The following is a 19,970-nucleotide window of genomic DNA, read 5'->3' as shown; positions in this document are numbered from 1 at the left end:
GCCGGGGTTGTGGACAACTCCGGTTCGCGGGCCCGGAACTGTCGGTGGCTGCGAGTAACGTTGAAACCGGGGGTCCCCCGAGCGGTGCGGGCGGTTTTCAGCCACGCTCGGGTGCCTGGGGGCGGGTGCCCAGCAGGTGGTGGGCGCGCAGGGCCATCTGGATCTCCAAGCGCTGCGCCGGGTCCGCCAGCCGGTCGCCGAACAACTCCGTCAGCTGGCTCACGCGGTAGCGGACCGTCTGCGGGTGGATCCGCAGTGCCTGGGCGATGTCCGGGGTGTTCCCGTTGTGCTCCAGCCAGCTCAGCAACGTCTCCGCCAGCCGGGTCTGCTGCTTCACCGTCAGGCCGGCGAACGGGGCCAGCGCCTTCGCCGACAGCTCGTCCAGCAGGAACCGGTCGATCAGCAGCCAGTGCGTGGCCAGGTGGTCGGCCGTGTGGACCACCGGGCCGTCGCCGGCCAGGCCGCGGCGCAGCAGGTCCAGCGTGCGTCGGGCCCACCGCAGCGAGGTCGCCGCGTCGGCCGGGCGGACGCGGGGGCCGACCGCCGCGCGCCAGCCGGGGAGACGGCCTTCCAGCCCGCGCAGGTCGCGGTCCGGGTTCGGGGTCAGCAGGCACGGCTCGGGGCCCTCGAGGTCCAGCAGCACGTCTTCGGCGACGTGCGGGGCCGGCGGCGGGGGCCGGTCGGTGCGCGGGTCGAGCGCGACGACCGTCACCCACTCCGGCATCCGCCACTGCGCCGCCTTCGCCATCGTCGCCAGCGTGGCCGGAGACGACGGCGGGCTGGCCAGCAGCAGCTCGGCCAGCCGGCGCCGCCGCCGTTCGAGCGTGCCCGTCGCCATCGCCTGCGCCAGGGTGTACCCCTCGACCGAATACGAAGAAATCTCCTCCACGTACGCGAAAATCGCTTCCGCGCCGACGCAGAGCACGGCCGCCGGGAAGCGGTGCGCCTGCCCCAGCTCGGCGACGTAGCGCCACGCCGCCCGGCCGCCCGCGCGGTAGGCGGCCTGCAGGGAATTGAGGCTGCCGCCGTCGTGGTGGACGCGCTTTCCGACCTCCACGAACAGCTTCGCCCAATTGTCCTGTGTGGATGTCAGGTCGTCGATGCTGTCGATGCAGCTGAGCACCGCCTGCTCGATCGCGAGGACGATCATCTTCCCGAACTCGCCTTCGAGGGGCTTGGCGTACTCGGGGACGGCCCGCTGGACCTCCTCGAGGATGCGCCGGGCGAGCGGGTCGGCGTGCGGGCGGAACCGCCGCGCGAGTTCGGTCGGCAGCGAGCACCACAGCTGCCGCGCGCGGCCGGAGCCCCGCGGCTGCGGGATCGCCGCCTGCGTGGTCGTCCGGGTCATGGCTCACACCCCTTGCCGCGCCTGGTGGGAAGTTCGCGCCGCCGTCGGCGCGGACGTCATGTACTCACACGGGATCGGACTTCGCAACCGCCGTCCCTGCGCCCGGAGCGGGTTCTGTCACGCCGGGACCAACGGCCGCCGCGGAGTTTGTCACCCGGGGGACAAACTCCGGAACACTAACCGCGGCAAAGGTTTCCGGAATTCGATTTGTGAACGGCGACGGTATCTTCGCGGCCCGTCCCGTTGTTAGCGTGATCAACCGGTACGCGGGAGGAGAAAACCGATGACGGCGCTCGTTTCCTGGTGCTTCCGCCGGGCCGGCGTCGTGGTCGTGCTGTGGCTGGTGGCGCTGGGCGCGCTCGGCAGTGCCGCGCTGCACGCCGGTGCGGCCTTCCGCGACACGGTGGACCTGCCCGCCGCGGACAGCACGGCGGCGGCGAACCTGCTGCGCACCACCGGCACCACCGGCACCACCGGCACCACCGGCGCCGCCGGTGCCGCCGGTGCCGGAGAGCGCGTCGTCGCCCGGTCGCCGGACGGCCCGGTCGACCGCGGTCCCGGCCGCGCCCGGCTCGACGCGCTCGCGGCCCGGCTGGCGGCGTTGCCGCACGTCGTGGCCGTCGACCCGCCGCCGGGCCGGGTGTCGCCGGACCGGCGGACCGCCGTGCTCACCGTGCGGTTCGACGCACCGGCCGCCGACCTCGGGCCGGGGACGGCCGACGCGTTCGCCGCCACCGTCCGCGACGCCGACGGGCTGACCGCCGGGGCCGCCGGCGAGCTCGCCGCGATGACGGCCGCCGCACCCGGTCTGGGCAACGCCGGCATCGGCCTGCTCGCCGCGGCCGTCGTCCTCCTGGTGACCTTCGGCTCGGCGAGCTGCGTCCTGCTCCCGGTCCTCACCGCGGCGGTCCCGGTCGGCTGCGCGCTGGCCGCGGTGACGCTGGTGTCGCACGTCATGACCGTGCCGAAGATCAGCACCGAGATCGCCGCGCTGCTCGGGCTCGGCGTCGGCGTCGACTACGCGCTGTTCGTGCTCACCCGCTACCGGCAGGGCCGCCGCGAGGGCAGCCGCGGGGACGCGGAACCGGCGGCGGCGCTCACCGTCGCGGCCGCGACCTCCGGCCGCAGTGTGGTCTTCGCCGGGGTCACCGTGTGCGTCTCGCTGGCCGGGATGGTCACCGTCGGCCTGCCGTTCCTGGACGGCATCGCGGTCGCCGCCGCGGTGTCGGTGCTGCTGACCGCGTTCGCCGCGCTGACCCTGCTGCCCGCGCTGCTGCGGCCGGTCGCCCGCCGGATGCGCCCGGGCCGGGACGCCGGCGCCGTCCGGTGGGCGCGGCTCGCCCGGTCGGTGACGGCGCGCCCCGGCCCGTACACCCTCGCCGCGCTGCTGGTCGTCGCCGTGCTCGCGCTCCCGATGGCCGGGCTGCGGCTCGGCGTGCCGGACGCCGCGCTCGACCCACCCGGCAGCGTCACGCGGACCGCCGCCGAACTGCTGGAGGCGGGCTTCGGGCCGGGCGCCGACGCACCCTTGCTGGTGGCCGGGACCGGCGGCGACGGGGCCGGCCGGCTGCGGGAGGCGCTGCTCGCCAGCGCCGACGTCGGCCCGCCCGCCGCGCTGCCCGGGGGAACCTGGCTGCTCACGGTCGTCCCGCGGACCGCGCCCGACGACCCGGCCACCGGCGAACTGCTCGCGTCGACGCGGGTGATGGCCACCGTCCTCGGCAGCCCGGACGCGCACGTCGGCGGGGTCGTCGCGGCGTGGGCCGACTTCTCCGCGGCGATCACCGCGCGGCTGCCGCTGTTCTTCGCCACCGTCGTCGGGATCTCGGTCCTGCTGCTGGCCGGGGTGTTCCGCAGCGTGCTGATCCCGCTCACCGCGGCGGTGATGAACCTGCTGACCGCGGCCGCCACGACCGGCGCGGTGGTGTTCGCCTTCGGCGCTCCCGTCGAGCCGTACCTGCCGGTGTTCCTGTTCGCCGGGCTGTTCGGCCTGTCGATGGACTACGAGGTCTTCCTCATCGCCCGCGTCCAGGAGGCGTGGCGCCGCCACGGCGACACGCGGACGGCGATCGTCGACGGCGTCGCGGCGACCGGCCGGACCATCACCGCGGCCGCGCTGATCATGGCGCTGGTGTTCGTGTCGTTCGCCTTCGTCGACGCCCGGGTGGTGCGGGAGGCGGGCGTCGGGCTGACCGTCGCCGTGCTCCTGGACGCGGTCGTGGTGCGCTGCGTGCTCGTCCCGGCGGTGATGGCCCGGCTGGGCGCGGCGAACTGGTGGTTCCCGCGCCGGAAGGCCCGCGCGGCCGCCGAGCTCGTGGGGAGCCCGCGATGACCCGGCGCACCCTGGTCCTGCTCGCGCTCGGCGCGTTCGTCACGACGCTGGACAACACGATCGTCGCCGCCGGTGCGCCGTCCATCGCCCGCGACCTCGCCCTGGACGTCGGGGCGCTGTCGTGGATCGCCCTCGGGTACATGCTGCCGTTCGCCGGGCTGCTGCCGGTGGCGGGGGCGCTGGTCGATCGCCGCGGCCGGCGCCCGGTCCTGACCGGTGCCCTCCTCGCGTTCGGCGTCGGTGCGGCGGCCGGCGGGCTGGCGGGCTCGGCGTGGCTGCTGGTCACCGCCCGCGTGCTGCAGGGGGCGGCGGCCGCGTTCCTGGTGCCGGGCCTGCTGAGCCTGCTGCGGACCAACCTCGACGCGCGCGGCCGGACGCTCGGCGCGGCGGTGTGGACGGCCTGCCTGGCGGCCGCGCTGGCCCTCGGCCCCGCCCTCGGCGGGGTGCTGAGCGAATACTGGGGCTGGGCGTGGATCTTCTTCGTCAACCTGCCGTTCGTGGCGGCGATGCTCGTGCTGCTGCCGGGGACCGTGCCACCCGGCCGCGACGCGGGCACGCGCGCGCCACCGGCGTCGGCCATGGTCCTGGTGACGGCGAGCCTGGTGCTGCTCACCACCGCATTGGCCGAGCCGCGGCTGCGAGTCCCGCTGCTCGCCGCGGGCACCGTGGCGGGGGTGGCGTTCCTCGTCCGGGAACGGCGGGCACGGGACCGGCTGGTCCCGCCGGCCCTGACCGGGAACCGCGTGTTCGCCGGCTCGCTGGGCCTGCAGCTGCTGTGGGGACTGGGGATTTCCGGGATCTTCTTCTTCACGCCGTTGCTGCACCAGGAGTTCCTGGGGCTCGGCCCGGCCGGCGCCGGGCTGCCGCTGGCCGGGGTCGCGGTGGCGGTCGCGGCCGCGACCCCGCTGGTGCCGGCGGCCGTCGCCCGGCACGGTCCACTTCGGACGGTGGCCGCGGGGCTGGCCGTGGTCGGCGCGGGACTGCTCGCGCTCGCCGCGGTGAACCACCTCCCGGCGCTGTGGCCGCGCGTGCCGGGCCTGGTCCTGATCGGCGCGGGCTCGGCCGGCACCGTCCCGATGACGTCGCACGCACTGGACGTGGTGGCCCCGCGGTATTCCGGCACGGCGTCGGGATTGCTCACCGCGGCCCGCGAACTGTCGAGCGCGCTCGGCGTCGCGCTGATCGGCGCGGTGCTGACGGCGGTGCGCGCGGCGCGGCTCGACGCCGGCGTTCCCGCCGGTCCGGCGCTGGCCGGCGGCTACACCGCGGGCCTGCTCGTCGCGGCCGGGCTGACGTTCGCCGGCGCCGGGCTGGCCGTGCGCGTCGCGGGAAGCCGTTCCGCGCAAACCTCGTCGCCGCATGACAAACGTGCGGTGCCCTGACTCGTTTCCCCGTGAGTACCGCCAGTTCGCATCGTTGACAACCGCATCGGCGCGGCTGTTCACTGCGCCGGTAAACGCTCTCTGCGAGGATGCATGGAAACCATTTCCCCGCCGGTTCCCGCCACCGGTGCCACCACCGAGTCCTTCGCCACCCTGCTGGGGCACTGGGCGCGCCGGCTCGGCGACCGGATCGCCGTGACCCACCTCGACTACCGCGACGGCGGCGACGGCCGGGCCGTCACGCTGACCTGGCGCGAGCTCGACGAGCGCGTCGAGGCGGTCGCGGCCCGGCTGTCCGAAGTGGCCGGTCCGGGGGAGCGGGCGGCGGTGCTGGCCGGGCAGTCCACCGGGTACGTCGTCGCGTTCCTCGGTGCCCTGCGGGCCGGGCTGGTCGCCGTGCCCCTGTTCGCGCCCGGCCTGCCCGGGCACGCGGGGCGGCTGGCCGCGGCGCTCGCCGACTGCGGCCCGCGGGTCGTGCTGACCACGGCCGGGGAACTCGACGCGGTCACCCGGTTCCTCGCCGGTTCCCCGGTCGCTCCGGTGGTGGTCGACGTCGACGCCGTGCCGCCGGCCCGGGCGCGCGACTGGCCCGACCCTGATCCGGACGCCCCGGCCTACCTGCAGTACACGTCGGGCTCGACGCGCTCGCCGGCCGGGGTCGTGCTGACCCACCGCAACGTGCTCGCCAACGCCCGCCAGGCGTGCGCCGCCTACGGTGCCGAAAGCGGGACGACGTCGACGGTCAGCTGGCTGCCGCTGTTCCACGACATGGGTCTCATCCTCGGCATCGGCGCGCCCATGGCCCGCGGCCTGGCGTCGGTCCTGATGAATCCGCTGGCGTTCCTCGAACGGCCCGCGCGCTGGCTGCGCGCGCTGTCGGCCAGTCCCGGCGCGATCAGCGCGGCCCCCAACTTCGCCTACGCCTACTGCGCTTCCCGCGTCACCGAGGCCGACAAGCTCTACCTGGAGCTGAGCCGGGTCGTCGCGCTGATCAACGGCAGCGAACCGGTACTGCCGGCCACCATCGCGAAGTTCCACGACGCCTTCGCCGGGTGCGGGCTGCGGCCGGAGGTGCACCGGTCGTCCTACGGCCTGGCCGAAGCCACCGTGCTGGTTTCGGTGACGGGCGCGGGAAAGCCGCCACGCCAGGTGACGTTCGACCGCGACCGGCTCGCCGCCGGTGCGGCGGTTCCGGCCACGGGTGCCTCCGCCACGACGCTGGTTTCGTGCGGCCGCCCGGCCGGCCAGCGGGTGCGGATCGCCGACCCGGTGACCGGCGAGGCCGCCGGGCCGGGCGAGGTCGGCGAAATCCGGGTCAGCGGTCCGAACGTCGGCCGCGGCTACTGGGGCCGGGCGGCGGCTTCGGCAGCCACCTTCGGCTTGCCGCCGCTCGATCCGGAAACCGGTGAGGGCTGGCTGGCGACCGGCGACCTCGGCGTGGTCTTCGACGGCGAGCTGTTCGTGACCGGCCGCCTGAAGGACCTGGTCGTCGTCGACGGCCGCAACCACTACCCGCAGGACATCGAGCAGACCGTCGAGGCGCACCCGGCCGTCCGGCCGCATTCGGCGGCGGCCTTCGCGATCGGCGGCGACGACGGGGAGGCCGCGGTCGTCGCCGCCGAACGCGCCAAGGACACCCAGGCCGACCTCGCCGCGGCGACGGCGGCGCTGCGGGCCGCGGTGTCGGCCGGGCACGGCCTGCGCCTGCACGACGTCGTCTTCCTGGCGCCCGGGGAGGTGCCCCGGACCTCCAGCGGCAAGATCAGCAGGGCGCGGTGCCGGGAGTCCTATCTGGACGGTACGTTGACCGCCCGGCGGCTCGGATGAGCGCCCCGGACGCCGCGGCGATCCGCGCCTGGCTCACCGCGCGGATCGGAGCCGTCGACCCGGACCGGCCGCTGCACGAGACCGGACTGTCCTCACGGGACGCGACGAGCCTGGCGGCCGACCTCGGCGAGTTCGTCGGCCGCCCGCTGGCGCCGACCCTGGTGTGGCAGTACCCGACGATCGCCGCGCTCGCCGACCAGCTATCCACAGTGGATGCCGCACCGGCGTACGTGCCGCTGCCGGAGGACGGCGAGCCGATCGCGGTGATGGGCCTCGGCTGCCGGCTGCCGGGCGGCATCGAGTCCCCGGAGGCGTTCTGGCGGTTCCTCGACTCCGGTGGAGACGCGATCGGCGCCGTTCCGGAAGGCCGCTGGGAGACGTTCGCCCCGGCCGAAGACCTCGCCGGCGTGCCCTCACGCGGCGGGTTCCTCGACGACGTCGCCGGGTTCGACGCGGAGTTCTTCGGCATCACCCCGCGCGAGGCCGCGGCGATGGACCCGCAGCAGCGGATCCTCCTGGAGGTCGCCTGGGCGGCGCTGGAGCACGCCGGGATCCCGCCGTCGTCGCTGCGCGGCAGCCGGACCGGGGTGTTCGTCGGGCTGTCGGCCACCGAGTACGGCTCGCTGACGATGACCGACGTCGCCGGGGTCGACGTCTGGGCCGGGACCGGCGCCGCGGCGAGCATCGCGGCGAACCGGCTGTCGTACCTGCTCGACCTGCGCGGGCCCAGCCTCACCCTCGACAGCGCGTGCTCGTCGTCGCTGGTCGCGGTGCACCAGGCGGTGCAGAGCCTGCGCCGCGGGGAGAGCGAAACCGCGCTCGCCGCCGGGGTGAACGTGCTGCTTTCGCCCGGCATCACCGCGGGGTTCCACCGGGCCGGGGTGCTGGCCGCGGACGGCCGCTGCAAGCCGTTCGCCGCCGCCGCCGACGGCATCGCCCGCGGCGAGGGCTGCGGCGTGGTCGTGCTCAAGCCGCTGCGGGCGGCCCGGCGGGCGGGGGACCGGGTGCTCGCGGTGCTCCGCGGCAGCGCGGTGAACTCGGACGGCCGGTCGAACGGCCTGACGGCACCGAACCCGGACGCGCAGGTGGCGCTGTTGCGGGACGCGTACGCCACGGCCGGCGTCGACGCGTCCACTGTGGACTACGTGGAGGCGCACGGGACCGGGACGCCGCTGGGCGACCCGATGGAGGCGGGCGCGCTGGCGGCGGTGCTCGGCGTGGGCCGGTCGCCGGAGCGGCCGCTGCTGCTGGGGTCGGTGAAGAGCAACCTGGGCCACCTCGAAGGCGCGGCCGGGATCACCGGGCTGCTGAAGGTGGTGCTGGCGATGACCCACCGGCGGCTGCCGCCGAGCCTGCACTTCCGCGAGCCGAACCCGCACATCGACTTCACGGGGTTGCGGGTGGTCGCGTCGGGCACGGACTGGCCGCGCCACTCGGGGACGGCGCGGGCGGGGGTGTCGGCGTTCGGCTTCGGCGGGACGAACGCGCACGTGGTGCTGGAGGAATGGCCGGCGGCGGCGTTCCCGCCCCGGGCCGGGGAGGGCGGGCCGCAGGTGTTCGCGCTGTCGGCCCGGTCGGCGGAAGTGCTGCGGGCGCGGGCCGGCTCGCTGGCGGACTGGCTGGCGGAGAGCGAGGTGCCCCTGGACGCGGTCGCGGCGACACTGGCGCACCGGCGGGATCACCTGCCGGTCCGCGGAGCGGTGGTGGGGGAGACCCGCGCCGAGGTGACCGAGGCCCTGCGAGATCTGGCCGCCGGTTTCGAGCGTCCCAATGTGGCCTTCGGTGCGTCAGACGCACCCAATGTGGCCTTCGGTGCGTTAGACGCACCCAATGTGGCCTTCGGTGCGTCTGACGCACCTAAGGTGGCCTTCGGTGCGCAAGACGCAACCAAGGCCGCCTTGGGGCGCTCGGGTGAGCCTGGCGTGGTCTTCGTCTTCTCCGGCTATGGCTCGCAGTGGTCCGGCATGGGCCGTCGGCTTCTGCGCTCCGAGGCCGCCTTCCGCGCCGAAATCGAGGCGCTCGATCCCGTCTTCCGCGCCGAAGCCGGGTTCTGCCTGCGCGAAGCGCTCGAGCACGATCTCCCCGACCTCGCCGCGACGCAGCTCGCCCTCTTCGGGGTGCAACTCGCCTTGGCCGCGCTCTGGCGGGCGCACGACGTCGTCCCGGCCGCCGTGCTGGGGCACTCGATGGGCGAGGTCGCCGCCGCCGTGGTGGCCGGGGCGCTCGACGTCGCCGGTGGCCTCCGGGTCATGGCCGCCCGGGCGCGGCTGCTCGACGCGCTCGACGCGCGGGGTGGCGGGGCGATGGCCGTCGTCGAACTCTCGCCGGCCGAACTCGCCGGGTTTCCCGACGTCACCATCGCCGTGTACGCCTCGCCGACCCAGTGCACCGTCAGCGGGGCGGCCGAGCACGTCGAGGCCGTCGTCGCGCACGCCGAACAGCTCGGCAGGCTCGCGCGGCGGCTGCCCGTCGGGGGTGCCGGGCACTCCGCCGCGGTCGAGCCGCTGCTCGACCCCTTCCGGGCCGCAGTGGCGGGGCTCGCTCCCGGGACGCCCGGAATCCCCTGCTACAGCAGCGTGCTCGACGATCCGCGCGAGCAGCCCGCGTTCGACGTCGGGTACTGGGCGGCCAACCTGCGCCGTCCCGTGCGGTTCGGCCGGGCGCTGGCCGCGGCGGCGGCCGACGGGCACGCCGTCTTCGTCGAAGTCTCGCCGCACCCGGTCGCGCTGACCGCGATCGAGCAGACCGGCGCGCTCGGCCTGCCCTCGGCGAGCCGCCGAATCGACGAGCGGACGGCGTTCCTCACCAGCCTCGCCCGGCTGCACGTGCTCGGCCGGCCCGGGGTGCTGGCCGCGCGGCCGCAGACACCGCCGGTCGAGCTGCCCGGCCCCGTCTGGCGGCACGAACGCTTCTGGCCGCGGCGGACCGTCCGCGCCGGCGGGACGCATCCCCTGCTCGGCGTGCACGTCGACGACCCCGGCGGCGGCCGGCTGTGGCGCGGCGACGTCGGCACCGCCGCGCTGCCGTGGCTCGCCGGCCACACCGTCCGGGGCGTCCCCGTGTTCCCGGCCACCGGTTTCCTCGAACTCGCGCTCGCCGCGGCGGGCCCGGGCGGCCGCGTCCACGACCTCGAACTGCAGGAACTGCTGCCGCTCGGCGAGCACACCGAGGTGACCACGACGCTGCGCGGCACCGAACTGAGCGTCCACACGAAAGCCGGGCAGTGGGTCCGGCACGCCACCGCGCGGATCGGTACCGGCGGCACGCCGTCGGCGCCGTTCGGGCAGACCGCCGGGGAGCCGGTCGACGTCTACCGGGCGCTGGCCGAGCTGGGGCAGTCCTACGGGCCGGCCTTCCGCGGGTTGCGCCGGGTGAGCGCCGCGCCCGGCCGGGCGTCGGCGTCGATCGCGCAGCCGGACACCGATCATCCCGCGTATGTGCTGCACCCCGCGCTCGCCGACGCGTGCCTGCACGCGCTGGCCGCGGCCGTCGGCCAGGCCGATGCCCTCTACCTGCCGCTCGGCGTGGGCGAGGTCGTGGTCGCCGGCGATCCGCGCCGCGGCGTGCGGGTGGACGCCGTTCTCCGGGAGGCCGGCGAGGACGTGCTCGGCAGCGTCCAGCTGGTCGACGCCGACGACGTCGTCCTGGTCGAGTTCCGCGACGTCTACTGCCGCCGCCACCGCGACGCGGCGTTGACGCGGCTGCTGTACGAGGCGGCCTGGCAGCCGGTGCCGCTGCCGGCCGCGCCGGAGCGCGCACACCGCTGGATCGTGCTGTCCGGCGACGACCGGGAGTTCGCGGGCGACGACGTCCGGGCCGCCCGGCTCGGCGACCGGGCCGAGCTGGCGAAGCTGCTGCGCGACGGCGAGCCGACCGCGGTCCTCGCGCTGCTCGGCGCCGTCGCCGAGCCCGACCCGGCGCGGGGCGCCCGGCTGGTCGAGACCGTGGCCGGGGTCGTCGCCGAACTGGCGGAACTGCCGGTGGCGCCGCGGTTGTGGCTGGCCGGCGACGGCGATCCCGGCCTGGCCGCGCTGCGCGGGCTCGTGCGCGTGCTGGCGTTCGAGCACCCCGAACTGCGGGTGAGCCTGGTCGAAGGCGGACCGGACCGGCTGCGGGCCGAGCTCCGCGCGGACGGGCCGGACGACGAGGTCGCCTGGCGCGACGGCGTGCGGTACGCGCGGCGCCTGGTCCGCCCGGACCTGGGCGAGCCGGTGCGCGAGCCGGTCCGCGACGGCGCGTACATCGTCACCGGCGGCCTCGGCGGCCTCGGGTCGACGGCGGCGAAGTGGCTGGCCGACCGGGGTGCGACACGGCTGGTGCTCAACGGCAGGCACGCGGCGGAGCCGGGGCTGACCGGCGTGGACGTGCGGGTGGTGCCGGGCGACATCGCCGCGCCGGGCACGGCGGAGGCGCTGGTCGCGGCGGCCGTCGAAGGGGGCGTGCCGCTGCGCGGGGTGCTGCACGCCGCCGGCGTCCTGGCCGACGGCGCCGCGATCTGCCTCGACGCCGACGCGCTGGACGCCGTCTGGCGGCCGAAGGCGCTGGGCGCGTGGCGGCTGCACGAAGCGACGGCGGGGCACGACCTCGACTGGTGGCTGGTGTACTCGTCGGCGGCGGCGCTGTTCGGATCGCCGGGCCAGGCCGCCTACGCGACGGCGAACGCGTGGGCCGACGCCCTGGTGGCGTGGCGCCGAGCCCGGGGACTTCCGGCGGCGACGATCGCCTGGGGTGCGTGGGGCGAAGTGGGCGCGGCGGCCGGCTCGGCCAACCCGGTGCTCGAGCCGCTGGGCACGGCGGAAGCGTTGTCGGCGCTGGAGTTCGTGCTGGCGCGGGACGCCGGGGCGACCGGGGTGGCGCGGGTGGACGCCGGGACGGTGCTGGAGCTGTTCCCGCGGCTCGGGGAGCGGCCGTTCTTCACGCTCTTCTCGCCGCGGGTCTCCTCGTCCACCTGGGACGGGTTGGACGCGCTGCGCGAGGCCTCACCGGAAGCGGCCCGCGCGGCGATCGCCGCGCGGCTGGCCGGATTGGTCGGGGACCTGCTGGGGCTGGCGGAGGTCGACCGGACGGTGCCGCTCACCCGCTTGGGGCTGGACTCGCTGTCGGCGATGCGGGCCCGGGGTGCGGTCGAGCGGGACTTCGGGGTGCCGCTGCCGATTCCGCTGCTTCTGCGGGGGGCCAGTCTGGCGGAGCTCGCCGGGCATCTTGCGGAGCAGGCGGGGTTCGCTGAGCAGCGGGAGGGCGCGGGGCCTGCGTCGGCGGGCGAGACCGGGCCTGCTTCGCCCGCGGGCGAAGCGCTTGGCGCGTTGGCCGGGCCGGGCAGCGCCGATCCTGTCGGTCGGGGGTTGCCCGAGTCAGCTGGGCCGGGCGGTGCCGGGGCGGCGGGCGTCGGCAAGCCCGGCGTCGCCGGGCCGCGGGATCCCGCCGAACGGTGGGTGGCCCGGCACTGGCGGGCCGTCCTCGGCGGTCCGGAACCCGGCGTCCACGAGCACTTCCGCGGCGACCCCGCGCAGGCCCGTCAGTTGCGGGCCGCCTTCGCCGAGCACCTCACCGCCGTTCCCGACGAACGGCGGCTCTTCGCCACCCCCACCGTCGCCGCGATGGCCGATCTGCTGCGGGCCGAACTCGAGGGCCACGGCGGTGGTCCCGTGCGCCTGCTGCGGGACGGGGTCGGCGGGGCGCCCGTCTTCCTCTTCCACCCGGCCGGCGGAACCGCGAGCGTCTACCGCGAACTCGCGCGGCTGCTCCCGGAAGGCCCGCCCGTCTACGCCCTCGAACGCCTCGACGACGAGGACACCGTGGAAGGCAAAGCCGCCCGCTACGCCGAGCTCGTCCGGGGCATCCAGCCCGAGGGCCCCTACCGGCTCGGCGGCTGGTCGTTCGGCGGCTGCCTCGCCTACGAGACCGCCCGCCACCTCGGCGACGCCGAACTCGTCTTCCTCATCGACACCATCCTGCCGCTGCCCGCCGCGGGCGAGGACCACCTCCTGGACCGCTTCGACCGGTTCGCCGCCCACATCCGCCGGACCTACGGCGTGCCGTTCGAGGTACCGCGCGACGAGCTGGCGAGCCTGGACGAAGACGCGCAGATCCGCTGGGTCATGACCAGGCTCACCGAGCTCGTCCCGGACATGGGGGAGGGCGTCCTGCGCCACCAGTACGAGTCCTATGTGGACGCCCGAGTCGCCGAGCGGTACACGCCCGGACCCCACGCCGGGCGCGTACTGCTCCTGCGCGCCGAGGAGCCGCACCCGCTCACCACCGCACTCGACCCGCGGTACCTGCGCACCGACGACGCCCTCGGCTGGGACGCCCACTGCGCCGCACTGGAAGTCGTGCGCGTGCCCGGCGACCACGTGTCGATGATCGACCCGCCGCACGTCGCCGTGCTGGCCGACCGGCTCGGGGCGGTGGTGCGGTGATGGACGAGCTGGCGCCGACCACCGCGTTCCGGATCGCCGACCTCGCCGCCCGGCAGGACGAAGCCGTGCGGATCGCCGAAAAACGGGCCGTCGACCGGCAGCACGCCAAGGGCAAGCTGACCGCCCGGGAGCGGATCGCGTTGCTGCTGGACCCGGGGTCCTTCGTGGAGCTCGACCAGTTCGCCCGGCACCGGTGCACCGAATTCGGGATGGACGCGAACCGGCCGTGGGGCGACGGCGTCGTCACCGGGCACGGCACCGTCGACGGGCGGCAGGTCTGCGTCTTCTCGCAGGACTTCAGCGTCTTCGGCGGCAGCCTCGGCGAGGTGTCCGGCGAGAAGGTCCTCAAGCTGATGGACCTGGCCATGACCATCGGCTGCCCGGTCGTCGGCATCAACGACTCCGGCGGCGCCCGGATCCAGGAAGGCGTCGTCTCGCTGGCCTACTACGCCGAACTCGGCCGCCGCAACGCCCACGCGTCCGGCGTCGTCCCGCAGATCTCGATGATCATGGGACCGTGCGCGGGCGGCGCGGTCTACGCCCCCGCGATCACCGACTTCACCGTGATGGTCGAGGACACCTCGCACATGTTCGTCACCGGGCCGGACGTCGTGCACGCCGTCACCGGCGAGCGCGTCACCGCGCAGGAACTCGGCGGCGCCGCCGTGCAGAGCGAGGTCGCCGGCAACGCCCACCACCGCGCGGCCGACGAACAGGACGCGCTCGACTGGGTGCAGACGCTGCTCGGCTACCTGCCCGCGAACAACCTCGACCCCGGCCCGTCGTACGCCGACGAGACCAGTCCCGGGCTCACCGCCGCCGACCTCGAACTCGACCGGCTGGTGCCCGATTCGCCGCACGAGACCTACGATATGACCGAGCTGATCGCCCGGCTGGTCGACGACGGCGAGTTCACCGAGGTGCACAGCGCGTTCGCCCCGAACGTGATCTGCGCCTTCGGCCGGGTGCAGGGGCACACGGTCGGCGTCGTCGCCAACCAGCCCCGGCACCAGGCCGGCGTGCTCGACATCGACGCGTCGGAGAAGGCCGCGCGGTTCGTGCGCTTCTGCGACGCGTTCTCGATCCCGCTGCTGACCCTGGCCGACGTCCCCGGCTACCTGCCGGGCACCGGCCAGGAACGCGGCGGGATCATCCGCCGCGGCGCCAAGCTGATCTACGCCTATGCCGAAGCGACCGTGCCGAAGGTGACCGTCGTGGTCCGCAAGGCCTACGGCGGCGGCTACGCGGTGATGGGCTCCAAGCACCTCGGTGCGGACGTCGTGCTGGCCTGGCCCACCGCGGAGATCGCGGTGATGGGCGCCGAAGGCGCGGTGCGGGTGCTGCACCGGCGCGAGCTGGCCGGGCTGCCGCCGCAGGAGCGGGAGCCGGCCCGCCGCCGGCTCACCGAGGAGTACCGCAAACGCCACGGCGGCCCGTACCCGGCGGCCGAACGCGGGTACGTCGACCAGGTCGTTACGCCGTCGCAGACCCGCCTCCAGGTGGCGCGGGCGCTGCGGATGCTGCGCACCAAACGCCAGAGCCTTCCGGCCCGCAAACACGGAAACATCCCCCTCTGAGGAGCCCCCATGAAGCGGATCGCCCTGCTGGCGCTGTCCGTCGTGCTGCTGGCCGCCGGAGCCGGCGTGACACCCGCGCTGGCGAGCCCGGCCGTGGCCGACGACGGCGCGACGGTCGTCCAGGAGACCTGGCTGGACGACCGGACCGTCGACCTGCAGATCAGCTCGCCCGCCCTGGGCACCACCGGGATGGTGCGGCTGATCGTGCCGTCCGGCTGGGCGGCCCAGCCCACCCGGACCTGGCCCGTGCTCTACCTGCTGCACGGCTGCTGCGAGCCGGTCGACTACCGGTCGTGGGACCGGTTCACCGACGTCAAGGCGTTCACCGCGGCCAAGGACGCGCTCGTCGTGATGCCGACGGACGGTCCGGCCGGGATGTACACGAAGTGGTGGAACTTCGGCCTGAAGAACACGCCCGACTGGGACACCTTCCACACCGCCGAAGTGCGCCAGATCGTCGAACGCGGGTACCGCGGCGGGACGCGCCGGGCGGTCGCCGGGCTGTCGATCGGCGGGTACGGCGCCATGGCGTACGCCTTCAAGCACCCCGGGATGTTCGGCGCGGCCGCGTCCTACAGCGGCGTCCCCAACACGCTCTACCCCGGCATCCCGGTGTGGATCATCGGCATCCTGGCGCGGGCCGGCATCTTCAACTACCTGAACCTGTGGGGTGATTCGTTCGGGATGCAGCCGATCTGGTCGGCGAGCAACCCCTACGACCACGTCGACCAGCTGCGCGGCACCGCGCTCTACATCTCCTGCGGCGACGGGCGGACCGGCCCGCTGGACCCGCCGGGGCAGTCCGACGTCCTGGAGCCCTCGGCGCTGCTGTCCTCGCGCAGTTTCACCGACCGGCTGCAGGCGGCCGGTATCCCGGCGACCGTCGACTACTACGGGCCCGGCACGCACAGCTGGCCGTACTGGCAGCGGGCCCTGCACCGGTCCTGGCCGGTCCTGGCCGGCGCGCTCGGCCTCCCGGCCTGAGCGCATTCCCTTTCCCCGTTGGAGGTTGTGGTGAGCCCTGCCCGTTTCCGTGCCGTGCTTTCGGCGCTGCTGACCTGCTGCCTGGTGGCGCTGGGCGTCGCCGCCGCGAGCCCGCCCGCTGGGGCGGCGCCGCTGCTGCCCGGGCCGTTCGACGACTCCTTCTACACCCCGCCGTCGCCGCTGCCGTCCGGCAAACCGGGTGACGTCATCCGCTGGCGGCCCACGGTGCCGCTGCTGAACGCCCTCAACGCCGACGCCTGGCAGGTCATGTACCTGTCGACCGACGCGCTGGGCGACCGGAACGCGGTGACCGGGACGATCCTGGTGCCCAAGGGCGTGGACCCCGCCAAGGCGCCGATCGTCGGCTACGCGGTCGGCACGCAGGGACCGGCGTTCAAGTGCACGGCGTCCAAGGCGATGGAACGCGGCACGCTGTACGACCAGCCCGCCATCAACGACTCGCTGTCCAGCGGCTACGCGGTCGCGGTGACCGACTACGAGGGCTACTCGCCCTCGACCGTGCCCACCTACATCACCGGGCAGTCCATGGGCCCGGCCGTGATCGACTCGGTGCGCGCGGCGCAGGACCTGCCGTCGGCGAAGCTCGCGAAGAGCGCCAAGGTGATCTTCCAGGGCTACTCCCAGGGCGGCGGCGGTTCGATGTGGGCCGGGGAGAAGCAGCCCGCGTACGCGCCGGAGCTGAACGTCGTCGGCGTCGTCGCGGGCGGCGTCCCGGCGGACCTGACCGAGGTCGCCAAGGGCCTCGACGGCTACCTCGGGTTCGGATTCCTGGCGTTCGCCGCGGTCGGGCTCGACGCCGCTTATCCGGACCTGAAGCTCGATTCGTTCCTCAACGACACCGGCCGTCGGCAGCTGGCGGACGCGAAGAAGAACGCGTGCACCGCGGAACTGCTGCTGAACTACTCGTTCAAGAAGATCAGCGACTACACGACGTCGAACCCGCTGGCGACGCCGCAGTGGCAGGCGCGGCTGGCGCAGAACAAGCTCGGCGCGCACCCGCCGCGGGTGCCGGTGTTCCAGTACCACACGAGCACCGACGAAATCGTCAACACGCCGCAGGCGGAAACGCTGCACCGGACCTACTGCGCGGCCGGGGTGCGGGAGCAGTGGAGGATCTACGCCGGCGAACACGCCAGCGGGATCCTGACCGGCAGCGCCGACGCGCACCAGTGGATCGTGCAGCGGTTCACCGGCGAACCGGCACCGACGAACTGCTGAGCCGGACCGCGTGAAGGCCACCTCGAGCCGCTCGAGGTGGCCTTCACGGACGTCAGACCTTGGTGGCGGCGAAGGCGGCGGCGTCGTTGGCGTCGCTGCCGTAGCTCAGGTGGGCCAGGATGTTCAGGCCGCCCGGCTGGCAGATCGGGTCGCCGAGCGCGCAGTAGTCCTTGGTGCGGCCGGAGTAGGTGCCGGTGACCGACCGGCCGATCGCCCGGATCGGGTTGCCGAACAACAGGATCGCCGCGATCCGGGGGGCCAGGTCCGCGGGGATCGTCGCGACGATCGGGCCGCCGACGACCGCCCCGTCGCTGCTGATGCCGATCGAGTTGTCGACGACGTTGGCGCCCTGGGAGTAACCGACCAGGACGAACCGCTGGGAGGGGCAGGCCGCGGCCTGCGTCCGCACGTGGTTCACCAGATCGGTGTTGCCCCGCTGCACCGACGCGGGCTCGCCGAGGTCGGCGGGGTAGTCGACGCGGTAGCTGCTCACCGACCGCGGGCGGAGCCGGTTCTGCACGGCCTGGAAGACCGGGTCGCCGACGATGAGCCCCAGCGTCCCGGGTTCGCCGGTGCCGCGGGCCACCGGGACGTCGATGTCGGTGCACGGCGCGGCCGAAGCCGCCGGAGCGGCGGCCACGGTGAGCCCGGCGGCGGCGAACCCGACGGCGGCCGCGGCGGAAACCAGTTTCCGGGGAAAGCGAATCATGGCTGATCACACCTCGTTGTGGGAAAAGGGGTCGGCAAGCGCTTTTTCCGTGGGGGCGGAAATGCGTGCGTCGCTTGCGGTGATCGCAGCGTCGCAGCGCTCGCCGAACCCGGCAAGAGGCGATTTCCCGGTGCGCCGGGAATTGTTCAGCCGGTGACAAACGGTCCGGTGTGGACGCTCAGGTGGTGCACTGTCCGGCCGGGTGCGCGGCGTCGAGGCGCTCGAGCAGCGCGGGGTCCAGCCCGCGCAGCGCGGCCATGACGAACCCGGTGGCCAGCTCGCCGGCGGCGATCGGGTCGACGCCGGGGGAGTGGGACACGTGCATGGCGGCCCGGCCCACCAGGCCGACCATCATCGCCCCGAGCAGGTCCGCGCCGGGGCCGACCGGGCGGCCGTGCGCGAGCAGGTGCTCGCGCACCTGCCCGATCACGTGCGTGGCGATGGAATCGGCCAGCGCTCGGCGTTCGTTCGACATCTCGTCGACGGCGGAATCGAACAGGAGCCGGAAACTGTCCGGGTGGGCACCGGCGTAGCCGAACATGGCCATCACCGACAACCGGACCCGGTCCTCCAGCGGACGCCCGTTCGCCGTTTCGTACGCGCTGATCACCCACGCCCGCAACGCGGCGACCTCGCGCCGGACGGTCGTGCGGAACAGCGCCGCTTTGTCCCCGAAATGCGCGTACAGAGTGGGCTTGGTGGAATCGGCGCGGTCGGCGATCAGGCCCATGGTCGCCTGGGCGTACCCCCGCTCGGCGAACACGGCACGGGCGGCGTCGAGCAGCTCGTCGTCGGTGGGCCGGGCGGCCGGGCTGCGGCGGCCGCTGGATCGATCAGGGGGACTCTGCCGGCTCATGGAGGTGTACTGTACGGACTCCCTTGCTTTACTGTCCGGTAAAGCGCGCTCCGTCGCCCGTCCCCGGTGGAGGAACCCTGGTGTCCCGCGACAGTGCTCGGCAACCCGTCCCGGCTCCGCGGAACGCCGGTGACGAAGTCGTCCGGCGGCGGGAACTGGCCGCGCTCATGCGTCCGGCCCTGCCCGCGCTGGCCGACTGGATCGTCCGGGAGGTCCTGCGGGCGGTGCCCGTCTACGCCCGGCCGGGCGACGCCTCCTACGGCCGGGTGACCCGGCACGGCGTCCAGTGCGCCGTCGAGCTCTTCGTCGACCTCGTCGAGGATCCGCTGGCCTCGCGCGAACGGCTGTACGAGACGTGCCGGCGGCTCGGCGTCGGCGAGGCCCGCGAGGGCCGGACCCTCGACGACCTGCAGGCGGCCTACCGCGTGGGCACCCGCGTCGGCTGGCGCTGGATCATGCGGCTGGGCCGGCGCCACCGGCTCTCCTCCGCCGTCATGGCGCAGCTGGCCGAGATGCTCTTCGGCTACGCGGACGAGCTCGCCCGGATGTCGAGCCGGGGGCACCGCGAAGCGTGGGCGGAGATCGAAGGCACCCGGGCGGGCCTGCGGCGGCGGCTGCTGCGGCTGCTCACCGGCCCGGGCACCGTTCCGGACGCGGTCCTCGCCGAGCTCGCGGCGGCGGCGGGCTGGCCGGTGCCCCGCGAGGTCGTCGCGGTCGCCGCCGAAACGACCGTGCATTCCGCGTGGGGCTCCGACGTCCTCGCCGACCTCGACCCGCCGCAGCCGTACCTGCTGCTGCCCGCCCCGGTGGACGCGCGCACCCTGACCCGGCTCGGCACGCGCGTGGCGGTCGGGCCGCCGACGGACCTCGGCGCCGCCGCGCATTCCCTGCGCTGGGCGCGCTCCGCCCTGCGGCTGGTGGCCGACGGCGCGCTCCCGGACGCGCCCGTGACGTGGTGCACCGACCACCTGACCGAGCTGTGGCTGCTGTCGGATTCGCCGCTGGCCGAGCAGGTCGCCCGGCAGGAGCTGGCCGCACTGGCGCAGTTCCCGGACCGGACGCGCCGCCGGCTGGGCGAAACCCTGCTGTCCTGGCTGCAGAACGGCGGCAACTCCGAGAAGATCGCGGTCGACCTCTCGGTGCACCCGCAGACGGTCCGCTACCGGGTGCGCCAGCTCAAGCAGGCCTTCGGGGACCGCCTCGACGACCCCGACGCGCGGTTCGCCATGCAGGCCGCGCTCCGGGCCGGGAGATCCCGCTCGCCCGGAGCCTGACCCGTTCGCCCCACCCCGCTTGT

At 74.8% G+C, this 19,970-nt stretch carries 12 protein-coding genes; 9 read left to right on the top strand and 3 right to left on the bottom strand.

Going from position 1 to position 19,970, the window contains the following annotated elements; genetic code table 11:
* Window positions 1-97: 97 nt before the first annotated feature.
* Window positions 98-1,348 (bottom strand): helix-turn-helix domain-containing protein, encoded by a 1,251-nt coding sequence (locus ACLJOU_RS35925; RefSeq protein ID WP_410573721.1) that lies wholly within the window; start codon window positions 1,346-1,348, stop codon window positions 98-100.
* 283 nt (window positions 1,349-1,631) lie between these two features.
* On the opposite strand from ACLJOU_RS35925, the gene ACLJOU_RS35920 reads away from it, so the two are divergent.
* The 7 genes from ACLJOU_RS35920 to ACLJOU_RS35890 all read left to right on the top strand — a co-directional run bounded on the left by ACLJOU_RS35920 (window position 1,632) and on the right by ACLJOU_RS35890 (window position 17,108).
* Window positions 1,632-3,680, top strand: a complete 2,049-nt coding sequence (locus tag ACLJOU_RS35920; RefSeq protein WP_410573720.1) for an MMPL family transporter — start codon at window positions 1,632-1,634, stop codon at window positions 3,678-3,680.
* Window positions 3,677-5,062 carry an MFS transporter gene (locus ACLJOU_RS35915; protein ID WP_410573719.1) on the top strand — a complete coding sequence of 462 codons (1,386 nt, stop codon included), beginning with the start codon at window positions 3,677-3,679 and terminating at the stop codon, window positions 5,060-5,062. The genes ACLJOU_RS35920 and ACLJOU_RS35915 overlap by 4 nt, the downstream gene beginning before the upstream one ends.
* Before the next feature lie 93 nt (window positions 5,063-5,155).
* The gene (locus ACLJOU_RS35910) at window positions 5,156-6,889 is read left to right on the top strand and encodes a fatty acyl-AMP ligase (protein ID WP_410573718.1); all 1,734 of its coding nucleotides are present in this window, start codon (window positions 5,156-5,158) and stop codon (window positions 6,887-6,889) included.
* The gene (locus ACLJOU_RS35905) at window positions 6,886-13,308 is read left to right on the top strand and encodes a beta-ketoacyl synthase N-terminal-like domain-containing protein (protein ID WP_410573717.1); all 6,423 of its coding nucleotides are present in this window, start codon (window positions 6,886-6,888) and stop codon (window positions 13,306-13,308) included. The genes ACLJOU_RS35910 and ACLJOU_RS35905 overlap by 4 nt, the downstream gene beginning before the upstream one ends.
* Window positions 13,308-14,885, top strand: a complete 1,578-nt coding sequence (locus ACLJOU_RS35900) for an acyl-CoA carboxylase subunit beta (protein WP_410573716.1) — start codon at window positions 13,308-13,310, stop codon at window positions 14,883-14,885. The genes ACLJOU_RS35905 and ACLJOU_RS35900 overlap by 1 nt, the downstream gene beginning before the upstream one ends.
* Window positions 14,886-14,894: 9 nt before the next feature.
* Entirely contained in the window at window positions 14,895-15,869 is a 975-nt protein-coding gene (locus tag ACLJOU_RS35895) for an alpha/beta hydrolase (protein WP_410573715.1), read from the top strand.
* Window positions 15,870-15,923: 54 nt separating this feature from the next.
* Window positions 15,924-17,108: a lipase family protein gene (locus tag ACLJOU_RS35890; protein WP_410573783.1), complete on the top strand. Its 1,185-nt coding sequence runs from the start codon at window positions 15,924-15,926 to the stop codon at window positions 17,106-17,108.
* Window positions 17,109-17,160: 52 nt separating this feature from the next.
* On the opposite strand, the gene ACLJOU_RS35885 is transcribed toward ACLJOU_RS35890, so the two are convergent.
* The gene (locus ACLJOU_RS35885; protein WP_410573714.1) at window positions 17,161-17,817 is read right to left on the bottom strand and encodes a cutinase family protein; all 657 of its coding nucleotides are present in this window, start codon (window positions 17,815-17,817) and stop codon (window positions 17,161-17,163) included.
* Here ACLJOU_RS35885 and ACLJOU_RS35880 point away from each other — a divergent pair.
* Window positions 17,816-17,974, top strand: coding sequence for a hypothetical protein (locus tag ACLJOU_RS35880; RefSeq protein WP_410573713.1), 159 nt, complete (start codon window positions 17,816-17,818; stop codon window positions 17,972-17,974). The two genes, ACLJOU_RS35885 and ACLJOU_RS35880, sit on opposite strands and share 2 nt — an antisense overlap.
* A 21-nt stretch (window positions 17,975-17,995) precedes the next feature.
* Here the strand turns inward: ACLJOU_RS35880 and ACLJOU_RS35875 are convergent, their stop codons facing one another.
* A complete protein-coding gene (locus tag ACLJOU_RS35875) occupies window positions 17,996-18,673 on the bottom strand; it encodes a TetR/AcrR family transcriptional regulator (protein ID WP_410573712.1) in 678 nt (225 codons plus the stop codon).
* Window positions 18,674-18,753: 80 nt separating this feature from the next.
* Here ACLJOU_RS35875 and ACLJOU_RS35870 point away from each other — a divergent pair, with 80 nt between their 5' ends.
* A complete protein-coding gene (locus ACLJOU_RS35870; protein ID WP_410573711.1) occupies window positions 18,754-19,947 on the top strand; it encodes a PucR family transcriptional regulator in 1,194 nt (397 codons plus the stop codon).
* Window positions 19,948-19,970 lie beyond the last annotated feature (23 nt).

Source organism: Amycolatopsis sp. cmx-4-61 (assembly GCF_046548775.1).
In the GTDB taxonomy this organism is placed as follows: Bacteria; Actinomycetota; Actinomycetes; order Mycobacteriales; family Pseudonocardiaceae; genus Amycolatopsis.
This window is presented reverse-complemented; position numbering and strand designations above follow the sequence as displayed.